This is a genomic window from Clavibacter rahimiani (genome assembly GCF_052654495.1).
In genome coordinates, this window is sequence record NZ_CP199790.1 from 2,488,851 (window position 1) to 2,508,261 (window position 19,411).

Genomic DNA, 19,411 nt, shown 5'->3' on the forward strand with positions numbered 1-19,411 from the left:
CTCCCTTGATCGGCGCGGCGCATCCCAGATGACGACGCGAGCTGGTTCGAACGCTATACGGGTGACAGGCATCCGGGACAGGCCGCGTGGCTCCTGTTCCCGTGGATGTCGGATGCGGTTCGGAACCCTGCCCCGGACGGTTTGCCCGGGTCTCCCGGGACGACGGTCAGCGACCGGCCCGGGGCCGCGAACGCGTCGCGCGCGCCGACGCGCGGGACGACGCACCGGTCGCGCGCCGGCCCCGGGCAGCACCAGCCGACCGGACCCGCCGGACGACCACCGCGACGCCGAGCGCGAGCAGCGCGACCGCGCCGAGCGCGATCCCGACCGTCCGCGCGTCCTGCCGGGACGCCGGCGATGCGGGGTCGCCGCCCTGCGCGAGTGCGTCCTCCGCGCGATCCGCCCCGGGGACACGCGTGACCGGGCCCAGGGTCGCGGTCGCGAGGTCCAGGTGCGCGCGCAGGGCCGCCGCGGTGGCGGGATCCGCCGTCGCGCGCCAGTCGATGACGGCCGCGTCCGCCTCCGCCTCCGCGCGCTCGAGCTCCCGCCAGACGACCATGCCGATGCCCGGGTGCGCCGCGCGGACCTCCGGCGCGAGCACCTGCTCCCACCACGCCCGCGTGATGTCGATCCCGCTCGCGCCGTCGGTGCGCGCGGGATCGTGCAGCGCCGCGGTCTCGATCACGGCGGGCTTGCCGGTGCCGTCGATCCACTCCGCCGCGAAGTCGCGACCCGTCCCGCCCTCGTCGGGGTAGCCGTACGCGCCCTGCAGCTGGCGCAGGAACTTTCCGTCCTCGGGGAGGACGTTCGCGCCGAACGCCTGCCGGGGCACCACGTCGCCGCCGAGGTACTCCTCCTCCTCGGTGCCGGTCGCGGCGTCCCGCTCCGCGCCGAAGTGCGAGGCGGACAGGCCGACCCAGTCGACCGCGTCGTCCCCCGGGTAGTAGGGCCGGTACGCGTCGTCGTCCACGTCGACGCGCCCGTCGCCGTCGGTGTCGAGCTCGGCGATCGAGCGTGCGGCGGAGCCCTCGACCCGGCCGTCCGCGGATCCGAACGGGTAGCCGGAGGCGTACGCCGGCGACCACACCGTGACGGCGCCCGCGTCCGAGGCGTGCACCGCGTCGGCGACGACCCGGAACGCGGACACGTACGCGGCGGGCTGCTGCCCCCAGGGGGTCCACGACCCGTTCATCTCCGGCGCGAACCGCACGAGGGCGCGCAGCCCGACCCGCTCCCGGAGGGCCTCCAGCCGGTCGGTCAGCACCGTCGCGTCCTCCGCCGTCAGCTCGGCCAGCGGCACGGTCGGCTCGAGGGTGAGGAGCAGGAGGGATCCCTGCCGGGCCGTCTGCTCGGCGATCCCGTCGAGGTACGCGACGTCGTCGGGTCCGAGCGGGTAGCGCACCGACTGGCCGAGGACCGCGGGGATCGCGCCGAGCCGGTCGGCGTAGCTGCGGGCGTCGTCCTCCGCCCAGTCGAGGATGCCGCCGAACCACGGCGCGTCGGGCGCCGTGGTGAGGTCGACCTCGTCGGAAGCGGAAGCGGCCGCGGCCGCGGTCGCCGCCCGAGCAGCGCCGGCCGCCGCCGCGGGGACGACCGCCAGCGCGACCGCCGCCACCGCCGTCGCCGCCGCCGAGACGCGCATCCGGCCGGGCGCACGCACCCGGCGGCGCGCGGGCATCAGCCGCGGAGCCGGACCAGCCGCCAGCGGTTGCTGCCGTCGGTGCGCTCGTAGGTCAGGTCGTCGAGGACCGCCTGCGCGAGCGCCAGCCCGCGCCCGCTCTCGCTGAGGTCGTCGGGCATGGACACCTGCGTGAGGTCGACGACGGCGGGCTGCCCGTCGTCCTCGAACAGCGCCACGATGCGGTCGTGTTGGCAGATCACGGTCATGGTGAAGGTCACGGGGTACCCCGCGCGCTCGCCCACCGCGACGCCGTGCTCCACCACGTTGCCCGCGATCTCGACCACGGCGGTCTCGAACAGCATCCGCTCGGTGTCGCTGACGTCGAAGGCCTGGTCCCAGACCGCGGCGATCACGGCGTGCACCGCGGAGAGGCTCTCCTCGACGGCCGGGAGCGTGACGTTGGCCCGCACCGGCGGCGCGTGGTGCGTCATGCCGTCATCGGTCACGGAACACGCCCTGGGTGGACTCATGCACCGTGAGCACCCGGTTGAGGTTCGTCAGCTCGAGCACCGCCTGCACCTGCGCGTTCGGGCGCGCGAGCCGGAGGTCGCCGCCGGCCTGCCGCGCGCGCTTGAGGGCGGAGACGAGCGCGCCGAGTCCCGAGGAGTCCATGAACTCGGTGGCGCCGAGGTCCACGATCACGAAGGGACGGCCCCCGTCGATGACCTCCGTGATCACGGTGGTCAGCTGCCGCGCGGAGACCATGTTGAGGCGTCCCGTCGGTGCGACGATGCTGATGTCGGTGCCCTCGTCGTCCACTGCGATGTCGATCATGCGTCCTCCTGTGCCGGCGTGAAGCCCCGATAGCGGGCCGCACGGATGATGATGCTGAAGATGGCCAGGTCGAAGACGACCCAGGCGATGTTGGTGAAGGTGCCGAGCGCCGTCGCCTGGCCGACCGCGAGCCGGATGAGGCCGATGGCGGACGACACGACGAGCAGCCCCATGACCCAGAGCTGCGGCTTCACGAGATCCCACCGCGGCTTCCCGCTCTCGGCCCGCACCTTGGGGGTGACGGCGAAGTCGAGGGGCTTGTGGAAGAACACGTTGGCCACGGCGGTCGTCACCGACTCGATCCACACGGGGAACAGCGCGAGCGAGTACTGCTGCCCGCGCCAGGTGCGCTTCCCCCGCCCGACCACGGCGAACAGGATCTGGTTCACCACGAGGAACGGGATCAGGCGGATGAAGAAGTCGCTCGACAGCGCCTGCACGGGGAGCACGCCGAAGACGAGGTAGATCATGGGCGCGGCCACGTAGACGACGGCCGTAAAGCCGGAGAAGTAGCTCCACATGGTCGCGAAGTACATGAGGCGCTGCGGGATGGTGAGCGCCTTCTGCAGCAGCGGGTTCTCGCGGAAGAACACCTGGATCGTGCCCTGCGCCCAGCGGAGCCGCTGGGTGAGCATCGTCGGCAGGTCCTCAGGCGCGAGGCCGTAGGCGAGCGTCTCGTCGTGGTACGCCGTCTTCCAGCCGAGGCCGTGCAGGCGCATGCAGGTGGCCATGTCCTCGGTGACCGAGATGGTGGCCAGCGGCATGATCGACTGCGCGTCGGACTCGCGGTGCACGTCGATCTCGGAGATCAGCGCGCGCACGGCGTCGATGGCCCCGAGCGGCGACCAGTCGCGCTGGGCGAGGCGGGTCATGGCGCGCTCGTCGACGAGCGGCGCCGCGCCCTCCTCCGTCATCGGAGCGCCCGCGAGGGCCTGGATCTCCGCGAGGTCGGCGTTCAGGGCCGCCATGTCGCTCTGAACGACCCGGGACGCGATGGAGTCGACGCGCCTCTGGAAGCGGAACGTCACGTCGGCCAGCGGCTGGCCGCGGCGGAGCTCGGCACGCGCCCGCCGGACGTCGTAGTCGACGTCGTCGAGCGCCTGGCGGAGCTCCTGCTGGTCGGGCTCGAGCTCGGCCCGGGCGCGCTTGAGGACGTAGGCCGCGGTGCGGAGCGCGCGGAACACGCTGATCTCGATGTCGGTGACGTAGCGGGAGACGCCGAGGAGCATGAGCGCCTCGCGGCGGAGGATGGCGTTCGACCCGCAGAAGAACGCGGCGTTCCACCCGTCCTTGCCCTGCTGGATGGGGCCGTAGAACAGGGGCGCCTGGCTGCCGAGCGGGTCGTCCTCGGGCACGTTCACGAACACCTGCGGCGTCTGGACGAGCGCCATCTGCGGGTCGTCGAAGTACCCGAGCGTCTTGTCGAGGATGTCCGGCTCGGGGATCTGGTCGGCGTCGAGGATGAGCATGAACTCGCCCTCGGTCGTGAGCAGCGCGTTGTTGAGGTTGCCGGCCTTCGCGTGGCGGGCGCGTCCCGTCCAGTCGGCGCTGCGGGTGATCCACCCGATGCCCTCGGCCTCCGCGATCTCGCGCAGCTCCTCCCGGTTGCCGTCGTCGAGCACCCACGTCTTGTGCGGGTAGGTGATGCGCTTGGCGGCGCGCGCCGTGTCCATCACGAGGTCGAGCGGCTCGTTGTACGTCGCGATGAAGACGTCGACCGTGAGGTCCGGCGCGGGCGACGGCGGCTTCGGCCGCTCGCGGGCGCGCCACATGGTGAAGCCGAACAGGAGCGAGTCGATGAGGCTGTAGGTCTCGGCCAGCACGAGCGGGATCGCGATCCAGAGCGCCCCCGGGTTCACCGAGAAGAGCAGCCGCCAGACGATGTAGTTGAGCCCGAGGATCGCCGTGACGACCGCGAGCAGCCGGATGAGCGCGAAGCGGAACGTCATGCGCGAGGTGCCGGGCGCGCGCGTCGCCGTGGCCGTCATGCTCGCCTCACGGCGAGGACGGTGACGTCGTCGAGCGGCGTGCCCGCGGACGAGAGGAGGCGGACCCGGTCGACGAGCGCCTGCACGCCGCCGGCCTCCTGGACCATCCGCCCGATGAGCGAGAACGCCGGGCCGCTGCCGCCGAACATGTCGAACAGGCCGTCGCTGAACGTCACGAACGTGTCGCCGCGCGCGAGCACGACGTGGCGCTCGCGCCACGGGTGCTCCACGTCGATCCCCATGGGCAGGTCGGTGGTGACCAGGTGCGTCACGCGGCCGTCGGCGTGCACGACGATCGTGAGGCCGTGACCCGCGTCCGCGTACCGGAGGAGGCCGGACGCGGCGTCGAGGTGGCCGTGCTGCAGCGTGACGAAGGCGCCCGTGCGGTCGAGGTCGGCGTCGAGGGCGTACGCGGCGTCGCTCATCATGCGGCCGGTGTCCTCGAGGACCCCCGCGCCGTAGCGGTCGGCCGCGCCGGCGAGCCCGCGCAGCACCGCGCGGACGGTGGCGGTGAGGATGGCCGCGCCCGTGCCCTTGCCCATGACGTCGGCGATGGCGAAGCGGAGACCGGACGCGGTGCGCTCGTAGTCGTAGAAGTCGCCGCCCACGACCTGGGCGGGCACGCACACGGCGGCGATCTCGTAGCCGGGGACGACGACCTCGGCCTCGGGGAGGAGCGCCACCTGCACGGCCTGCGCCCGCTCCATCTCGGCGCTGGCGACCAGCTCGCGCTGGGCCCACTCGGCGAGCTCGCCGAACAGGGCGAGCTGCTGGTCGTCGAGCTTCCGCGGCCGCACGTCGTAGAGGCAGAACGTGCCGATGACGAGGCCCTCGGTGTCGCGCAGCGGGTAGCCGGCGTAGAAGCGCACGTGCGGCTCCCCGGCGACGCTCGGGAGGTCGCGGAAGACCGGGTGCTGCTGGGCGTCCTCGACGACGAGGACCCGCTCCTCCCGGATGGTGGTGTCGCAGAAGATGCCGCTGATGGGCGCCTCCTGCACCTCGGCGCCCGCGCAGGACGCGAACCACATGCGGTCGTGGTCGGCGAGGCCGATGGTGGACAGGGGGACGCCGAAGGCGGTCTGCGCGAGCCGCGTGACGCGGTCGAAGCGCTCCTCGGGCGCGCTGTCGAGGAGACCGAGCGCATCCACCGCGCGCTGCCGGGCCCCCGACCGGCGTGCGTCGTCGATCAGACTCATTCCCGCCCCCTCGCTGACATGGACCCCCGTCCACGGACCCGATTCCTCGGGCTCCCTCAGCTTACGTGCCCGGATCCTTCGCGGGCGCACCAAGTGGTGCCGCGCGGCTACCTAGGTGGTCGCGCCGGGGGTGGCCAGGGGTGTCGGCACGCGCGGCCGCGCTCGTGACGGGTGACGGTGCCCCCGCAGGGACTCGAACCCTGACCTGTAGCGATTTTAAGTCGCCCGTCTCTGCCAATTGGACTACGGGGGCCGGCGCCGGAGCGCTCCCGACAGCCTACGGTCGGCCGGGGCGCCACGCGTCCGGGCATGACGACGGCCCGCAGGCTGCTGCCTGCGGGCCGTCGACGGGTGGTGCTAGCGGATCAGGAGGTGCGCTCCTCGCCCTTCGTCTCCGCGGTGGGCGACGTGCTGTAGCTGCCGGCGAGGGCCGGGGACTTCTCGCCCTCGGTGGGGGCGTCGGCCTTGGCCTCGTCGGCCGCCTTCTTGGAAGGGGCTTCCTTCTTCTCGGCGGGCGCGGCCGGGGCGGCGTCCGCGGCGGGGCGCGGGCGCGACGCGAACGTCTCGAACGCGACGCGCGGGGTCTCGCGCGCCTCGAGGGAGACGATGTCGCGACCCCAGACGAGGTTGTTCAGCCAGCCCGTGACGACGCGCGCCTTGCGCTCGAAGCTCGGGATCGCGAGGCCGTGGTAGCCGCGGTGCATGACCCAGGCGGGGAAGCCGGTGATGCCGATCTTGCCGGACTGGAACGCGCCCTGGTACAGGCCGAGTCCCGCGACGGCGCCGAGGTTCTTGTGGAAGTAGTCGGTGATGCCCTCGCCGCGGAGGCTCGCGGTGAGGTTCTTCGCCATGAGCTTGCCCTGGCGGACGGCGTGCTGCGCGTTGGGCACGCAGAAGCCGCCGACGCCGCCGCCGGTGAGGTCGGGGGTGGCCGCCACGTCGCCGGCGCCCCAGGCGTCCGCGACGATGCCGTCGTCGCCCTCGACGCGACCGTCGGCGCGCACGCGCAGGCGCCCGCGCTCCTCGATCGGGAGGTCGGTGTTCTTCAGCATCGGGCTCGCCATGACGCCCGCGGTCCAGACGATGACGTCGGACTCGAACGACTCGCCGGTCGACAGCTCGACGACGCCGCCGACGGCGGACTTGAGCTGCGTGTCGAGGTGCACGAGCGCGCCGCGCTCGGCGAGGTTCTTGAGCACCCAGTGGCTGGTCTCGAGCGACACCTCGGGCATGATGCGGCCCATCGCCTCGATCAGGTGGAAGTGCGTGTCCTCGAAGTCGATCTCGGGGTACTTCTTCACGAGGTCGGTCGCGATGCTGCGCATCTCGGCGAAGACCTCGATGCCCGCGAAGCCGCCGCCGACCACCACGAAGGTGAGGAGGCGGTCGCGCTCGGGTCCGGCCGGCAGGGTGGCGGCGCGGTCGAAGTTGGCGAAGATGCGGTCGCGGATGGCGACGGCCTCCTCGATCGTCTTCAGGCCGATGGCCTCGTCCGCGACGCCCGGGATCGGGAACGTGCGGGAGACGCTGCCCGCGGTGACGACGATGATGTCGTACTGGAACTCGTACGGCTCACCCACGGGCGGCGTGATGGTCGCGGTCTTCGACGCGTGGTCGATGCCGGTGACCTTCGCCGTGACGACGTTGGTGGTGCGGAGGTGGCGTCGCTGGGACACGACCGCGTGGCGCGGCTCGATGGATCCGGAGACGACCTCGGGCAGGAACGGCTGGTACGTCATGTACGGCAGCGGGTCCACCATGGTGACCTCGGCCTCGCCGGATCGGAGGTGCGACTCGAGCTTCCATGCCGTGTAGAAACCGGCGTAGCCGCCGCCGACGATCAGGATTTTGGGCACGATGGATGACTCCCTGCAGGTTGTGGTCGAAATCAGGCTACCCCTAACGGAGCAGACGTCTGAAATGCCGGAACGCGACGACGCCCATGGCGGCCGCGAGCGCCGCGAAGACGGAGAGCACGAGGGCCGGGATCCCGACCTGGCGGAGCGTCCCTGCGGTCGGGAGCGCGTCGGCCGCGGGGTCGGCGGTGGGGGCGTCCGCGGGAACCGCCGGGCTGGCGTCCGGGGTGGCGGTCTCGGTCGGCGTCGGCGTGGCGACGGGCGCCCGGCGGTAGAGGCGCACCCACTCGGCCAGGTCGCCGAGGGGCTTGCCGCTCGCGGGCGCGACCGGCGCGGACACGGCGGCGGCCGCGTCGACGAGCCCGCGGCCGTAGATCTCGGGCTGGCCCTTCTGGCGGGCGGTGGCGAGGACGCGCTCGACGACGTCGTCGGCCTTGAGCTCCGGGTGCGCGGCGCGCACGAGCGCGACGACGCCGGAGACAAGGGGCGCGGCGCCGCTCGTGCCGCTCCACTGCACGTACCCGCCGCCGGGCTCGACGCCCACGAGCTGCTCGCTGGGCGCGGCCACGGCGATCGTGATGCCCTGCGACGACGCGTCGAAGCTCGCGGCTCCCGAGCGGTCGACGCCCGCGACCGCGAGCACGCCGGGGATCGTGGCGGGCGCGCCGACCTCGGTCGTGCCGCTCCCCCGGTTGCCCGCGGCCGCGACGACCACGACGTCGTGCTCGTAGGCGTAGAGGAACGCCCGGTCCCAGCTCTCCGGCCAGTCGAGCGAGTTGCGGGTGAGGGACATGTTGATGACGCTCGCGCCGTTGTCGACGGCCCAGCGGACGGCGTCGGCGATCTGGGCGTCCTCGTCGCGCGCGCCCGGGGTCGGGCCGCCGAGCGCGACGGACACCGCGAGCAGGCTCGCGCCGGGCGCGACGCCGACGACACCGGATCCGGTGCCCGTGCCGCGTCCGGCGAGGAGCGACGCGACCATGGTGCCGTGCTCGCTGGACGCGCCGACGGGGCGGGTGCCGTCCGCGGATCCGATGCCCGAGACGTCCGTGCCGCCCACGACGGCGCCGCGGAGGTCGGCCACGGAGGCGTCGACGCCCGTGTCGATCACCGCGACCTTGACGCCCTCGCCGCGCGTGGTCTGCCACGCCTGCTCGACGCCGTAGTCGGCGAGCCAGTACTGGCGCTCGCGCACGGGATCCGCCTGCGCGGGCGCCGCGGCGGGCAGCACGACCGCGAGTGCGAGGATCCCGACGACGGCCGCGCGCGCGAGCCGGCGCCGCGGGGCGGCCGCGTCGACGGGGCGCCCGCGGATCATGCCGCGGCGGGTTCGGCGCACTCGCACACGTCGGGCGACCAGGACGCCCGGGCGAGCGCGATGTCGCCGATCGGGTTGACCCCGGGCCCCGCGGCGAGCGCGTGGCCCGCGAGCGCGTGCAGGCACTTCACGCGCACCGGCATGCCGCCCGCGGAGACGCCCGCGAGCTCCGGGACCACGAGGATCGACTCGCGGTCGGCGAGGTACGACGCGTGCGCGGCGGCGTACGCGTCGCGCAGCGCCTCGTCCTCGGCGAGGTCGTCCTGCAGCTCGGCCATGACGTGCTCGGCCTCGAGGTGCGAGATGGCGGCCGTGGCGGCGGGGTGGCACAGGTAGTAGAGCGTGGGGAACGGCGTGCCGTCGCTGAGGCGCGGGGCCGTGCTCACGACCGTCGGGTTGCCGCAGACGCAGCGGGCCGCGATGCCGACCACGTCGCGCGCGGGGCGTCCGAGCTGCTCGGACACGATGCGCACGTCGCGCTCGGAGGGCGGGTCGAAGGGGGGTCGGGTCACTGGTCGCCTCCCTGGACGGATCCCTGGAGCTGGTCGGGCGGGGTGTCGCTGAGGGCGCTGGTGAGCGCGGATCCGAGGAGGGCCTGGACCCAGTCCTTCCGCGTCTCCTGCAGGTCGTCGCTGATGGGCGCGCCGTCGGCCGTGGTCGCGGCGTCACCGGATGCGGAGGGCAGCCCGCGGACGAGGTAGCTCGTCTCGCCGGGCATCACGTAGAAGAGGCGGTCGCGCACCTGGGCCTTGAGGAACGCGGGGTCGTCGTAGCGGGCGCGCTGGTCCTGGAGCTCGGCGATGGTGCCCTTCTGGGCGTCCACCGCGCTCTGCAGGCTGCTCAGCTGCTGCCGCTGCTCGAGGTAGATGCGCAGGCCCGGCGCGAGCACCACGACCGTGAGGACGAGGAGCACGAGGACCATCGCGGAGAACCCGGAGAACCGCATGCTGCGGAGCCAGTTGCCGGCGGGGGCGTCCTCGGGCAGCGCCACGGGGACGCGCTCGGTGCGCGGGCGCGACGCGCGGCGGGCGCGGAGGGTGTCGAGGCCGGGGAAGCGGGCCATCGGTCCTCCTTCGTGTGCGTCGTGTCGTGCGGCGTCGTCGTGCGGTGCGGTGGTGCGGTCGTCCGGGACGGAGGCGGCGGGACGCCGGGCCCGATGGCCCGTCGCCCCGCCCTGCGATCCGGTGGTGCGCCGGCGGCCCGCCCGCGCCGGTGGGCGGGGCGGGCCGGCCGGATCAGGCCTGGAAGCGCGGGAAGGCGCTGCGGCCGGCGTAGACCGCGGCGGCGCCGAGGTCCTGCTCGATGCGGAGGAGCTGGTTGTACTTCGCGACGCGCTCGCTGCGGGCGGGGGCGCCGGTCTTGATCTGGCCCGCTTCCACCGCGACCGCGAGGTCGGCGATGGTCGTGTCCTCGGTCTCGCCCGAGCGGTGCGACAGCACGGTGGTGTAGCCGCTGCGCTGGGCGAGGCTGACCGCGTCGAGCGTCTCGGTGAGCGTGCCGATCTGGTTGACCTTGACGAGGATCGAGTTGGCGACGCCGCGCGTGATGCCGTCCGCGAGGCGCTTCGGGTTCGTGACGAAGAGGTCGTCGCCGACGATCTGCACCTTGGAGCCGAGCTCGGCGGTGAAGTGGTCGTAGCCGGCCCAGTCGTCCTCGTCGAGCGGGTCCTCGATGGTGATGAGGGGGTAGGACGCGACGAGGTCCGCGAAGTACGCCGTCATGTGCGCGGCGTCGACCTTCTGGCCCTCGAACGTGTACGCGCCGTCGGAGTAGAACTCGCTCGAGGCGACGTCGAGGCCGAGCGCGATCTGCTTGCCGGGCGTGAAGCCGGCGGACTCGATGGCCTCCATGAGCAGGTCGAGCGCGGCGCGGTTGCTGTCGAGGTTCGGGGCGAAGCCGCCCTCGTCGCCGAGACCGGTGGACAGGCCCTTGCCCTTGAGGAGGCTCTTGAGCGCGTGGTACGTCTCGACGCCCCAGCGCAGGCCCTCGGAGAAGGTGCTGGCGCCGACGGGGAGGAGCATGAACTCCTGGATGTCGACGTTGGTGTCGGCGTGCGAGCCGCCGTTGATGACGTTGAGCATCGGCACGGGCAGCGTGTGCGCGTTCGGGCCGCCGAGGTAGCGGTAGAGGGGCAGCTCGGCCGAGTCGGCCGCGGCCTTCGCGACGGCGAGGGAGACGCCGAGGAGCGCGTTGGCGCCGAGGCGGGACTTGTTCTCGGTGCCGTCCAGCTCGATCATCGTGGCGTCGACGATGCGCTGGTCCGCGGCGTCGAGGTCCTGGATGGCCGGGCCGATCTCGTCGACGACGGCGGCGACGGCCTTCTGGACGCCCTTGCCCAGGTAGCGGCCCGCGTCGCCGTCGCGCAGCTCGTACGCCTCGAAGGCACCGGTGGACGCGCCGGACGGGACGGCGGCGCGCGTGAACGTGCCGTCCTCGAGGAGCACCTCGACCTCGACGGTCGGGTTGCCCCGGGAGTCGAGGATCTCGCGTGCGTTGACTGCTTCGATGGCTGCCACGGAATGGTCTCCTTGCGTTGCGGTGGGGGGTGGGAAGTCGCGTCCATCCTAGCCGCGGGCCCCTTCCGGGCCGCGGGCGGCGACGCGTCCGCGCAGGTGTCGCGCAGGTGACGGATCAGCCGCGCGGGCCGCCGTCGAGCGGGCGCTCCTGCAGCGACGCGGCGTCCGCGGTGTCGGCGTCGACCGCCGCGAACGTGCGGAACCCCTGCTGCTTGAGCGACTCGAGCAGCGGCGCGACGTTCTTCGGTCGCGGCTCCAGCCGCACCCGACGACCGGACGCGACGAGCTCGGCCTTGAGGCGCGCGAGCACGGCGACCGGGGTCCGCCGGTCGTGCACGAGCGCGATGGCGTCGGCGTCCTCCGCGGCCGGGAGGACGGCCAGGTCGACGATCCGCTCGAAGCCGATGGAGAATCCGGCGGCCGGCACGTCCTGGCCGAGGAAGCGGCCGATCATGCCGTCGTAGCGGCCACCGCCGCCCACGGAGCTGCCGGACGCGGGGTGCGCGATCTCGAAGATCGTGCCCGTGTAGTAGCCCATGCCGCGGACGAGGGTCGGGTCGAAGCGGAGCGTGACGCCCTCGGGCAGGCCGACGAGGGCGCCGGCCAGGGTCTCGAGGTCGGCGACCGCGTCGGGGTCGACGCCCTCGGGGAGGATGGCCGTGATCGCCTCGGTCGTCATCGGCACGCCGCCGTCGGCGAGCGCCGGCTCGATGCGCTCGAGGATCCCGCCGAGCACCGCCGCGGCGTCCGCCCCGTCCTCGGCGAGCTCGGCCACGACGCCCGCGGCGCCGATCTTGTCGAGCTTGTCGATGCTGATGAGCGCCTGCGCCTGGCGGTCGGGCGCGAAGCCGCAGAAGTCGAGGATCCCGGCGAGGAGGCGGCGGTCGTTGACGCGGATCGTGCAGCCCGTGAGGCCGAGGGCCGCGAGCGTGGCGGCCGTGGCGGAGATCAACTCGACCTCGGCCAGCTGGCCGGCCTCGCCGATGACGTCGATGTCGCACTGCATGAACTGGCGGTAGCGCCCCTTCTGCGGGCGCTCGGCGCGCCAGACGGGAGCTGCCTGGATCGCGCGGAAGACGCCCGGCAGCTCGGCGCGGTGGGACGCGTAGAAGCGCGCGAGCGGCACCGTGAGGTCGAAGCGGAGGCCGAGGTCGGACAGGGCGAGCACGTCGCCCGCGTCGGCGGCCGCGTGCAGGTCGTCACCGGAGAGGCCGCGCTTCAGCACCGAGTAGGCGAGCTTCTCGTTGTCGCCGCCGAGGCCCGCGTGCAGCCGACCGGACTCCTCGACCACGGGCGTCTCGATCTCGTCGAAGCCGTGCGCGCGGTACGTGCGGCGGATGATCGCGAGCGCCTGCTCGCGGCGGGCCTTCTCGGCGGGCAGGAAGTCGCGCATGCCGCGGGGCGGCGTGATCTGCTGGGGCATCCCCCGATTCTGTCAGGCGGCGGGCGGGCCCTCCGGCGCCCCGGACGCCGCAGCGGCCGCCTCGGCCGCCGCCGCCAGGTCGTTCCACGGCTCGATGCGCGGGGTGAAGGCGTCGATGAGCGCCTCGAAGCCGCGCATCGCCCGGTCGCGGTCGCCCGAGATCACGAAGTCGAACTGGAGGCCGTAGCAGCCCGCCTGCAGGAGGTCGGCCGTGTCGACGGCGACGTCGTCAGGCACACCGTGGGCGAGCATCCACTCGAGCGCGAAGCTGCGCCACGCGGTGACGCTCGCGATGGCGTGCGGGCGCACGATGCCGTCGCGGCTGCGGAGGAGCGCGGCCTCGAACTCGAGCCGCTGGAAGTCGCGATTGACGTCGGTGAGGCGCCAGCTCCAGGCCCGGGTGGTCCACTCACGCAGCTGGTCGGTCCGGATCGTGCGCGGGTCGCCCTCGACCATCTCCCCCTGGCGCCGGTCGATGGCGTCCATGGCGGCCTCGAGCAGCGCGTCCTTGGAACCGAAGTGGTAGACGAGCACGAACGTGCTCTCCCCCAGCGCGTCGGCGAGGCCGCGGAACGTCACCGACTGGAGCGGGTGCGTGCGGAGGTGGTCGAGGATGTGGGCCAGCAGATCGTCGCGACGGTGCGGATCGTGAGCTGCCACGCTCTCACCATAACAAGCGTGATGGACAAGCCGCGAAGACCCGTACGGTGTGGGTGCCCGAGTCTGTCCGTCGTCTCCTTCGGGTGGAGGCGTCGGACGAGGCGGCCCGGGATCGGGTAAATCCCGGGTGACGCCCCCGCGGGCCGGACGACGCCCTAGGCGCTCCGGCCCGCGCTGGGGGATCCGCCGGCCGCATCGCCGTCGTCCGCTGCCGGTTCCGCCGTCGCGTCCGCGCCGCCCCGCACGGGCTCCGACGCGCGGATCTCCTCCGTCAGCGACCGGAGCGTCGTGCGCAGCGCGCGCTCGGCGTCGAGGCCCCGGGATCGAGCCGAGACGACGACCGCGAGCAGCAGGCGGCCGAGGTCGTCCTCGTCCTCCACCGGGATCGCGGGCGGCGCGTCGGCGTCGAGCAGGCCGATCCGCTCCGCCCGCCCCAGCAGCTTGGCGGCGAGGGCGAGCGACGGCAGGCCCGTCGGGATCCCGTCGAGGACGCTCGTGCGCGCGGCCTTCTCGCGGTCCTTGGCGGCGCCCCAGACGCGCAGCACGTCCTCGACGGTGTCCGCGCGCTCGTCGCCGAACACGTGCGGGTGGCGGCGCACCATCTTCTCGGTCGCGGTGCGGGCGACGTCGGCGAGGCCGAAGCCCTCGCCCTCGGTGCGCGCGATGTCGGCGTGGAAGACGACCTGCAGCAGCACGTCCGCGAGCTCCTCGCGCATGCCGGGCACGTCGTCCGTCTCGATGGCCTCGACGAGCTCGTGGCTCTCCTCGATCAGGTACGGGACCAGCGAGCGGTGCGTCATGCCCCGGTTCCAGACGCACCCGTCGGGCGCGCGGAGGACGGCCATGGTCGCCGCCAGCTCCGCGACGGCCGCGGCGTCGGCGTCGGCGTCGGCGTCGGAGGCCGATGCGGACGGGATCGGGGTCGCGGGCTCGCTCATCCCGCCATCCTCGCACCGGGGTCGGGGTACTCTGGGAGCTGGTGTGCCGGGAAGTCTGGTCGGCGGCGGGCGACCGTCTCCCCCTCCCCCGACCCCGGAAGGCGCACATGACCGCCCTCATCCGCTCCGAGCGCATCGCCGCCGGACTCCTCCTCCTCGCCGCCGTCGTCGGCCTCGTCGTCGCGAACACGCCCGCGGGACCCGGCCTCATTGCCTGGGCCGACGGCCACCTCGCGCTCCCCGCGATCGGCGTGGACCTGTCGCTCCGCCACTGGGTGAGCGACGGCCTGCTCGTCGTCTTCTTCTTCATCGTCGCCGTGGAGCTCAAGCACGAGTTCCTCGCGGGCGGGCTCAACAGCGTCTCCGCGGCGCTCGTGCCCGCGATCGCGGCGGTCGGCGGCGTGGTCGTGCCCGCGGGCGTCTACCTCGCGATCACCGCCGGCAGCGGCTTCGAGCGCGGCTGGCCCGTGCCGACGGCCACCGACATCGCCTTCGCGCTCGGCGTGCTCGCGGTCTTCGGCCGGGGCCTCCCGGCAGCCGTGCGCGTGTTCCTCCTGGCGCTCGCGGTGCTCGACGACCTCATCGCCATCGGGATCATCGCGGTCTTCTTCACGACCGACCTCGCGATCGTGCCGCTCGTCATCGCCGTGGTCGGCGTCGTGCTCTTCGCCGTCGTGGGCCGCCTCGGCGTCGGGCGGACGGGCGCGGTGCGCGTCGCGGTCGTCGCCCTGCTCGTCCTCATCGCCCTCGTGACCTGGTGGGCGACGCTCTCCTCGGGGATCCACGCGACCATCGCCGGCGTGGCGCTCGGCTTCGCGCTCCCCCGCCTCTCGGGCCTCCGCGCCGCGCACGCGCTGGAGCCCTTCTCGAACGGGATCGTGCTGCCGCTGTTCGCGTTCTCCGCCGCGCTCGTCGCGATCCCCGCGGTCGGCCTCGCGGAGCTCGCGCCCGCCTTCTGGGGCATCGCGCTCGCGCTGCCGCTCGGGAAGCTCGTCGGGATCACCGCGGGCGGGCTGCTCGGCGCCTGGGTCGCCCGCCGTCGCGGATCCGCCGGCGGCCTCGCCGTGCCCGACCTCGTGACGGTGTCGCTCCTCGGCGGCATCGGCTTCACGGTGTCGCTGCTCATGAGCGAGCTCGCGTTCGCGGGCCTCGACGAGGTGCGCGACGAGGGCACCCTCGCGGTGCTGCTCGGCTCGGGCGTCTCGATCGTCGCGACGGCCGTCACCCTGTCGATCCGGAGCCGCCGCGCGCGTCGCGACGGCGCCGCCGGCGACGGAGACGACGCGACGCGCGACGACTTCCCGGCGCACGTCGACGGCGGACCGGTCCGCGCCTAGGCGCGGACCGGACCGCCGCCGGGTGACGCCTTCCGCGCGGACTCCACGGTGCCGCCCGGACCACCGGCGGGTCACGCCTTCGGCGCGGACTCCTTCGCGGCGGGCGCCGGCTCCACCGTGAACACGGCGTCGAGCAGCTGCCGCACCCAGTCGACGAGCTCGGCGTCGGGCAGCGGCTCGCCGTCGCGCTTGGGCAGGGGCACGGTCACGGCGTTGGTCTGCGCGAACAGGCGGCTCCCCGGGTACATGCGCTGCAGGCGCACCTGCTTGCTGTCCGGGAGGTCGGCCGGCGCGATGCGCAGGTTCGGCCCCATGGCGACGACCTCGCTGAGCCCGGCCCGCTGCGCGACGCGGCGGAGGCGCGACACCCGCACGAGGTTGTCGACCTCCACGGGCGGCTCGCCGTAGCGGTCCGACAGCTCCTCGATGACCCGGTCGATCTGGTCGTCGGTCGCCGTGGGCGAGGCCGCGGTCGACAGCTTCTGGTACGCCTCGAGGCGCAGCCGCTCGCTGTCGACGTACTCCTCGGGGATGTGCGCGTCGACCGGCAGCTCGAGCCGCAGCTCGGTCTGGCCCTCGGCGACGTCGCCGCGGAAGGTGGAGACGGCCTCGCCGATCATCCGCAGGTAGAGGTCGAAGCCCACGCCCTGGATGTGGCCGGACTGCTCGCCGCCCAGCAGGTTGCCCGCGCCCCGGATCTCGAGGTCCTTGAGCGCGACCTGCATGCCCGAGCCCAGCTCGTTGTTCGCGGCGATGGTGGACAGCCGGTCGTGCGCCGTCTCGGACAGCGGCTTGTCGGCGTCATAGAGGAAGTACGCGTACGCGCGCTCCCGGCCGCGGCCCACGCGGCCGCGCAGCTGGTGCAGCTGGCTGAGGCCGTACTTGTCGGCCCGGTCGATGATCAGCGTGTTCGCGTTCGCGATGTCGAGGCCGGTCTCGATGATGGTGGTCGACACGAGCACGTCGAACTTCCGCTCCCAGAAGTCGACGATGACCTGCTCCAGCATCGCCTCGCTCATCTTGCCGTGGGCCACGGCGACGCGCGCCTCGGGCACGAGCTCCGCCAGCTCGGAGGCCACGCGGTTGATGCTCGACACGCGGTTGTGCACGAAGAAGACCTGGCCCTCGCGCAGCAGCTCGCGCCGGATGGCCGCCGCGATCTGCTTCTCGCTGTTGGGGCCCACGAACGTGAGGATCGGGTGCCGGTCCTCCGGCGGGGTCGCGAGCGTCGACATCTCGCGGATGCCCGTGACCGCCATCTCGAGCGTGCGCGGGATGGGCGTCGCCGACATCGCGAGGATGTCCACGTTGGCCTTCAGCTTCTTCAGCGCGTCCTTGTGCTCGACGCCGAACCGCTGCTCCTCGTCGATGATGACGAGCCCCACGTCCTTGAACGCGATGCTGCCCGTGAGGAGGCGGTGCGTGCCGATGACGACGTCGACGGATCCGTCCTCGAGGCCCTTGACGGTCTCGCGCGACTCCTTCTCCGACTGGAAGCGGCTGAGCTGGCGCAGGTGCACGGGGAACCCGGCGAAGCGCTCGGAGAACGTCTCGAAGTGCTGCTTCACGAGGAGCGTCGTGGGCACGAGCATCACGACCTGCTTGCCGTCCTGCACGGCCTTGAAGGCGGCGCGCACGGCGATCTCCGTCTTGCCGAAGCCGACGTCGCCCGAGACCAGGCGGTCCATGGGGATGGGGCTCTCCATGTCGCGCTTCACCTCGTCGATGACGGTGAGCTGGTCGGGCGTCTCCATGAAGGGGAACGCCTCCTCGAGCTCGCGCTGCCACGGCGTGTCCGGCGGGAACGCGTGCCCGCGCGACGCCATGCGCGCGGAGTACAGCTTCACGAGCTCGACGGCGATGTCGCGGACGGCCCGGCGCGCCTTGCCCTTGGCGGCGGCCCAGTCGCTGCCGCCCATCTTGCTGAGGGTCGGCTCCTCGCCGCCGACGTAGCGGCTGAGGAGGTCGAGCTGGTCGGTGGGCACGAAGAGCTTGTCGCCCGGGTAGCCGCGCTTCGAGGGCGCGTACTCGATGACGAGGTACTCGCGCCGCGTCTTGACCGCGTTCCGGCCGCCGGAGGAGACCTCGCGCTGCGTGAGCTCGACGAACTTCCCGATGCCGTGCGTGGTGTGGACGACGTGGTCGCCGGTCTTGAGCTGCAGCGGGTCGACGACGTTCTTGCGCCGGGTGGCGAGCTTCTTGACCTGGCGGCTGTCGTACCCGGCCGCGCGCCCGTAGAACTCGCTCTCGGTGAGGAGCGCCAGCTTGACCTCGGGCATCTCGAAGCCCGCGTCGATGGCGGAGCGGAGGAGGTAGGCGATGCCCGCCTCGGGCTCCGGGGGGAACTCCTCGACGACGCGCGCGGGGACGCCGGCCTCGCGGAGGACGGTGTCGGCGCGCTCGACGAGGCCGGATCCCTGGGCCACGATGCCCACGCTCCAGCCGGCCGCGAGGCGCTCGCGCACGTGCTCGATGGCGCCGTCGGCGTTGCCCGCGAAGCTCGGCACGGGATCGGCCTCGATGCGCACGGTCATGACCTCGTCGATCCCGAGGTCCTCCGGCAGCACGTCGGTGGCCTGGAAGCCCGACAGGGTCCACCAGCGGCGGGGGCCGCGCGCGTCGCGCAGGCGGCCGAGCGAGAGGAAGTCGCCGGACGCCAGGTCGATGGGCGCCTGCGCGCCGGCCGTGGCGGCGTTCCAGGCGGCGTCGAGGAACTCGCGGTTCGTGTCGGCGAGGCTCTGCGCGCGGGTGGAGACGCGCTCGGGCGAGACGACGGCGATGGCGGCGTCTACCGGCAGGTAGTGGGTGACCGGGACGAGCCGGTCGACGAGCGCCGGCGCGAGCGACTCCATGCCCTCCACGGGGATGCCCTCGGCGATCTTCGCGAGCATCTGCTGCAGGTTCGGGAACTCGTGCTGCATCTCGCGGGCGCGCTGGCGCACGGGCGCGCTCAGCAGCAGCTCGCGGCTCGGCGGCAGCTCCACCGAGTCGACCGTCTCCTCGAGGGAGCGCTGGTCGGCGACGGCGAACGGCCGCATCTGGTCGACCTCGTCGCCGAAGAACTCGACGCGCACGGGGTGGTCGGACACGGGCGGGAAGACGTCGAGGATGCCGCCGCGCACCGCGAACTCCCCGCGGCGGGTGACCATGTCGACGCGCGAGTACGCGAGGTCGACGAGCCGCACGGCGAGCTCGGAGAGGTCGTGGCCGCGGCTGCCCGTGGCGAGCTGCACGGGCGCGAGCTCGGTGAGGTTGTCGGCGACGGGCTGCAGCGCCGCGCGCACCGAGGCGACGATGACGAGCGGGCGGACCTCGGCGGCCGGCACCTCGCGGGCGCCCGCACCGAGCGCGGCGTGCCACTGCTCCATGCGGCGGAGGGCGTGGATCCGCTTGCCCACGATCTCGGCGCTCGGGCTCAGCCGCTCGTGCGGCAGCGTCTCCCAGGCCGGGAACTCGAGGATCTCGGCGTCGGGCAGCACCGCGTCGAGGCTGCGGCGCATGCCCTCGGACTCGCGGCCCGTGGCGGTGACGACGAGCAGGCACCCCGGGATGCCGCGCTGGATGCGCTGGCGGAGGAGCCCCGCGAGCAGCGGCCCCTGGAGCCCCTCGGTGAGGGAGAAGTCGGCGTCGCGGGAGGCCGATGCGAGGGCGTCGTCGAACGTGGAGGCGCGCGAGAGCGCCGGGATCAAGCCCTGGAGGATCACCAGATGATCGTACGCGCCGC

The 19,411-nt window shown here is 73.3% G+C and carries 15 protein-coding genes and 1 tRNA gene; 1 reads left to right on the plus strand and 15 read right to left on the minus strand.

The window, feature by feature from the left end:
• Positions 1 to 166: 166 nt before the first annotated feature.
• From ACT7CP_RS11735 to ACT7CP_RS11800, 14 genes are all read right to left on the minus strand, one after another.
• The gene (locus ACT7CP_RS11735) at positions 167 to 1,678 is read right to left on the minus strand and encodes a glycoside hydrolase family 26 protein (protein ID WP_445442362.1); all 1,512 of its coding nucleotides are present in this window, start codon (positions 1,676 to 1,678) and stop codon (positions 167 to 169) included.
• The gene (locus ACT7CP_RS11740) at positions 1,678 to 2,127 is read right to left on the minus strand and encodes an ATP-binding protein (RefSeq protein ID WP_445442363.1); all 450 of its coding nucleotides are present in this window, start codon (positions 2,125 to 2,127) and stop codon (positions 1,678 to 1,680) included. The genes ACT7CP_RS11735 and ACT7CP_RS11740 overlap by 1 nt, the downstream gene beginning before the upstream one ends.
• On the minus strand, positions 2,117 to 2,455 hold the full coding sequence (locus tag ACT7CP_RS11745; protein WP_413963612.1) for an STAS domain-containing protein: 339 nt from the start codon (positions 2,453 to 2,455) through the stop codon (positions 2,117 to 2,119). The genes ACT7CP_RS11740 and ACT7CP_RS11745 overlap by 11 nt, the downstream gene beginning before the upstream one ends.
• Complete coding sequence (locus tag ACT7CP_RS11750) at positions 2,452 to 4,404, minus strand: glycosyltransferase family 2 protein (protein WP_445443983.1); 1,953 nt, start codon at positions 4,402 to 4,404, stop codon at positions 2,452 to 2,454. The genes ACT7CP_RS11745 and ACT7CP_RS11750 overlap by 4 nt, the downstream gene beginning before the upstream one ends.
• A gap of 35 nt (positions 4,405 to 4,439) precedes the next feature.
• On the minus strand, positions 4,440 to 5,639 hold the full coding sequence (locus ACT7CP_RS11755) for a PP2C family protein-serine/threonine phosphatase (RefSeq protein WP_445442364.1): 1,200 nt from the start codon (positions 5,637 to 5,639) through the stop codon (positions 4,440 to 4,442).
• 178 nt (positions 5,640 to 5,817) lie between these two features.
• Positions 5,818 to 5,892 (minus strand) — tRNA-Leu (locus tag ACT7CP_RS11760).
• A gap of 112 nt (positions 5,893 to 6,004) precedes the next feature.
• Positions 6,005 to 7,495 (minus strand): NAD(P)/FAD-dependent oxidoreductase, encoded by a 1,491-nt coding sequence (locus ACT7CP_RS11765; protein ID WP_445442365.1) that lies wholly within the window; start codon positions 7,493 to 7,495, stop codon positions 6,005 to 6,007.
• A gap of 43 nt (positions 7,496 to 7,538) precedes the next feature.
• Positions 7,539 to 8,813: a S8 family peptidase gene (locus tag ACT7CP_RS11770; RefSeq protein WP_445442366.1), complete on the minus strand. Its 1,275-nt coding sequence runs from the start codon at positions 8,811 to 8,813 to the stop codon at positions 7,539 to 7,541.
• The gene (locus ACT7CP_RS11775; protein WP_413963639.1) at positions 8,810 to 9,325 is read right to left on the minus strand and encodes a DUF501 domain-containing protein; all 516 of its coding nucleotides are present in this window, start codon (positions 9,323 to 9,325) and stop codon (positions 8,810 to 8,812) included. Before ACT7CP_RS11775 ends, ACT7CP_RS11770 begins: the two co-directional genes overlap by 4 nt.
• Positions 9,322 to 9,876: an FtsB family cell division protein gene (locus tag ACT7CP_RS11780; RefSeq protein ID WP_413963640.1), complete on the minus strand. Its 555-nt coding sequence runs from the start codon at positions 9,874 to 9,876 to the stop codon at positions 9,322 to 9,324. Before ACT7CP_RS11780 ends, ACT7CP_RS11775 begins: the two co-directional genes overlap by 4 nt.
• Before the next feature lie 172 nt (positions 9,877 to 10,048).
• Positions 10,049 to 11,329, minus strand: a complete 1,281-nt coding sequence (eno, locus tag ACT7CP_RS11785) for a phosphopyruvate hydratase (protein WP_445442367.1) — start codon at positions 11,327 to 11,329, stop codon at positions 10,049 to 10,051.
• A gap of 115 nt (positions 11,330 to 11,444) precedes the next feature.
• Positions 11,445 to 12,752, minus strand: coding sequence for a histidine--tRNA ligase (gene hisS, locus ACT7CP_RS11790; RefSeq protein WP_445442368.1), 1,308 nt, complete (start codon positions 12,750 to 12,752; stop codon positions 11,445 to 11,447).
• Positions 12,753 to 12,764: 12 nt separating this feature from the next.
• Positions 12,765 to 13,412, minus strand: a complete 648-nt coding sequence (locus tag ACT7CP_RS11795) for a TetR/AcrR family transcriptional regulator (RefSeq protein WP_445442369.1) — start codon at positions 13,410 to 13,412, stop codon at positions 12,765 to 12,767.
• A gap of 155 nt (positions 13,413 to 13,567) precedes the next feature.
• The gene (locus ACT7CP_RS11800; RefSeq protein ID WP_445442370.1) at positions 13,568 to 14,350 is read right to left on the minus strand and encodes a nucleoside triphosphate pyrophosphohydrolase; all 783 of its coding nucleotides are present in this window, start codon (positions 14,348 to 14,350) and stop codon (positions 13,568 to 13,570) included.
• A 107-nt stretch (positions 14,351 to 14,457) separates the two neighbouring features.
• Here ACT7CP_RS11800 and ACT7CP_RS11805 point away from each other — a divergent pair, with 107 nt between their 5' ends.
• A complete protein-coding gene (locus ACT7CP_RS11805; RefSeq protein ID WP_445442371.1) occupies positions 14,458 to 15,687 on the plus strand; it encodes a Na+/H+ antiporter NhaA in 1,230 nt (409 codons plus the stop codon).
• A 71-nt stretch (positions 15,688 to 15,758) separates the two neighbouring features.
• On the opposite strand, the gene mfd is transcribed toward ACT7CP_RS11805, so the two are convergent.
• A complete protein-coding gene (gene mfd / locus ACT7CP_RS11810) occupies positions 15,759 to 19,391 on the minus strand; it encodes a transcription-repair coupling factor (protein WP_445442372.1) in 3,633 nt (1,210 codons plus the stop codon).
• Between the last annotated feature and the right edge of the window lie 20 nt (positions 19,392 to 19,411).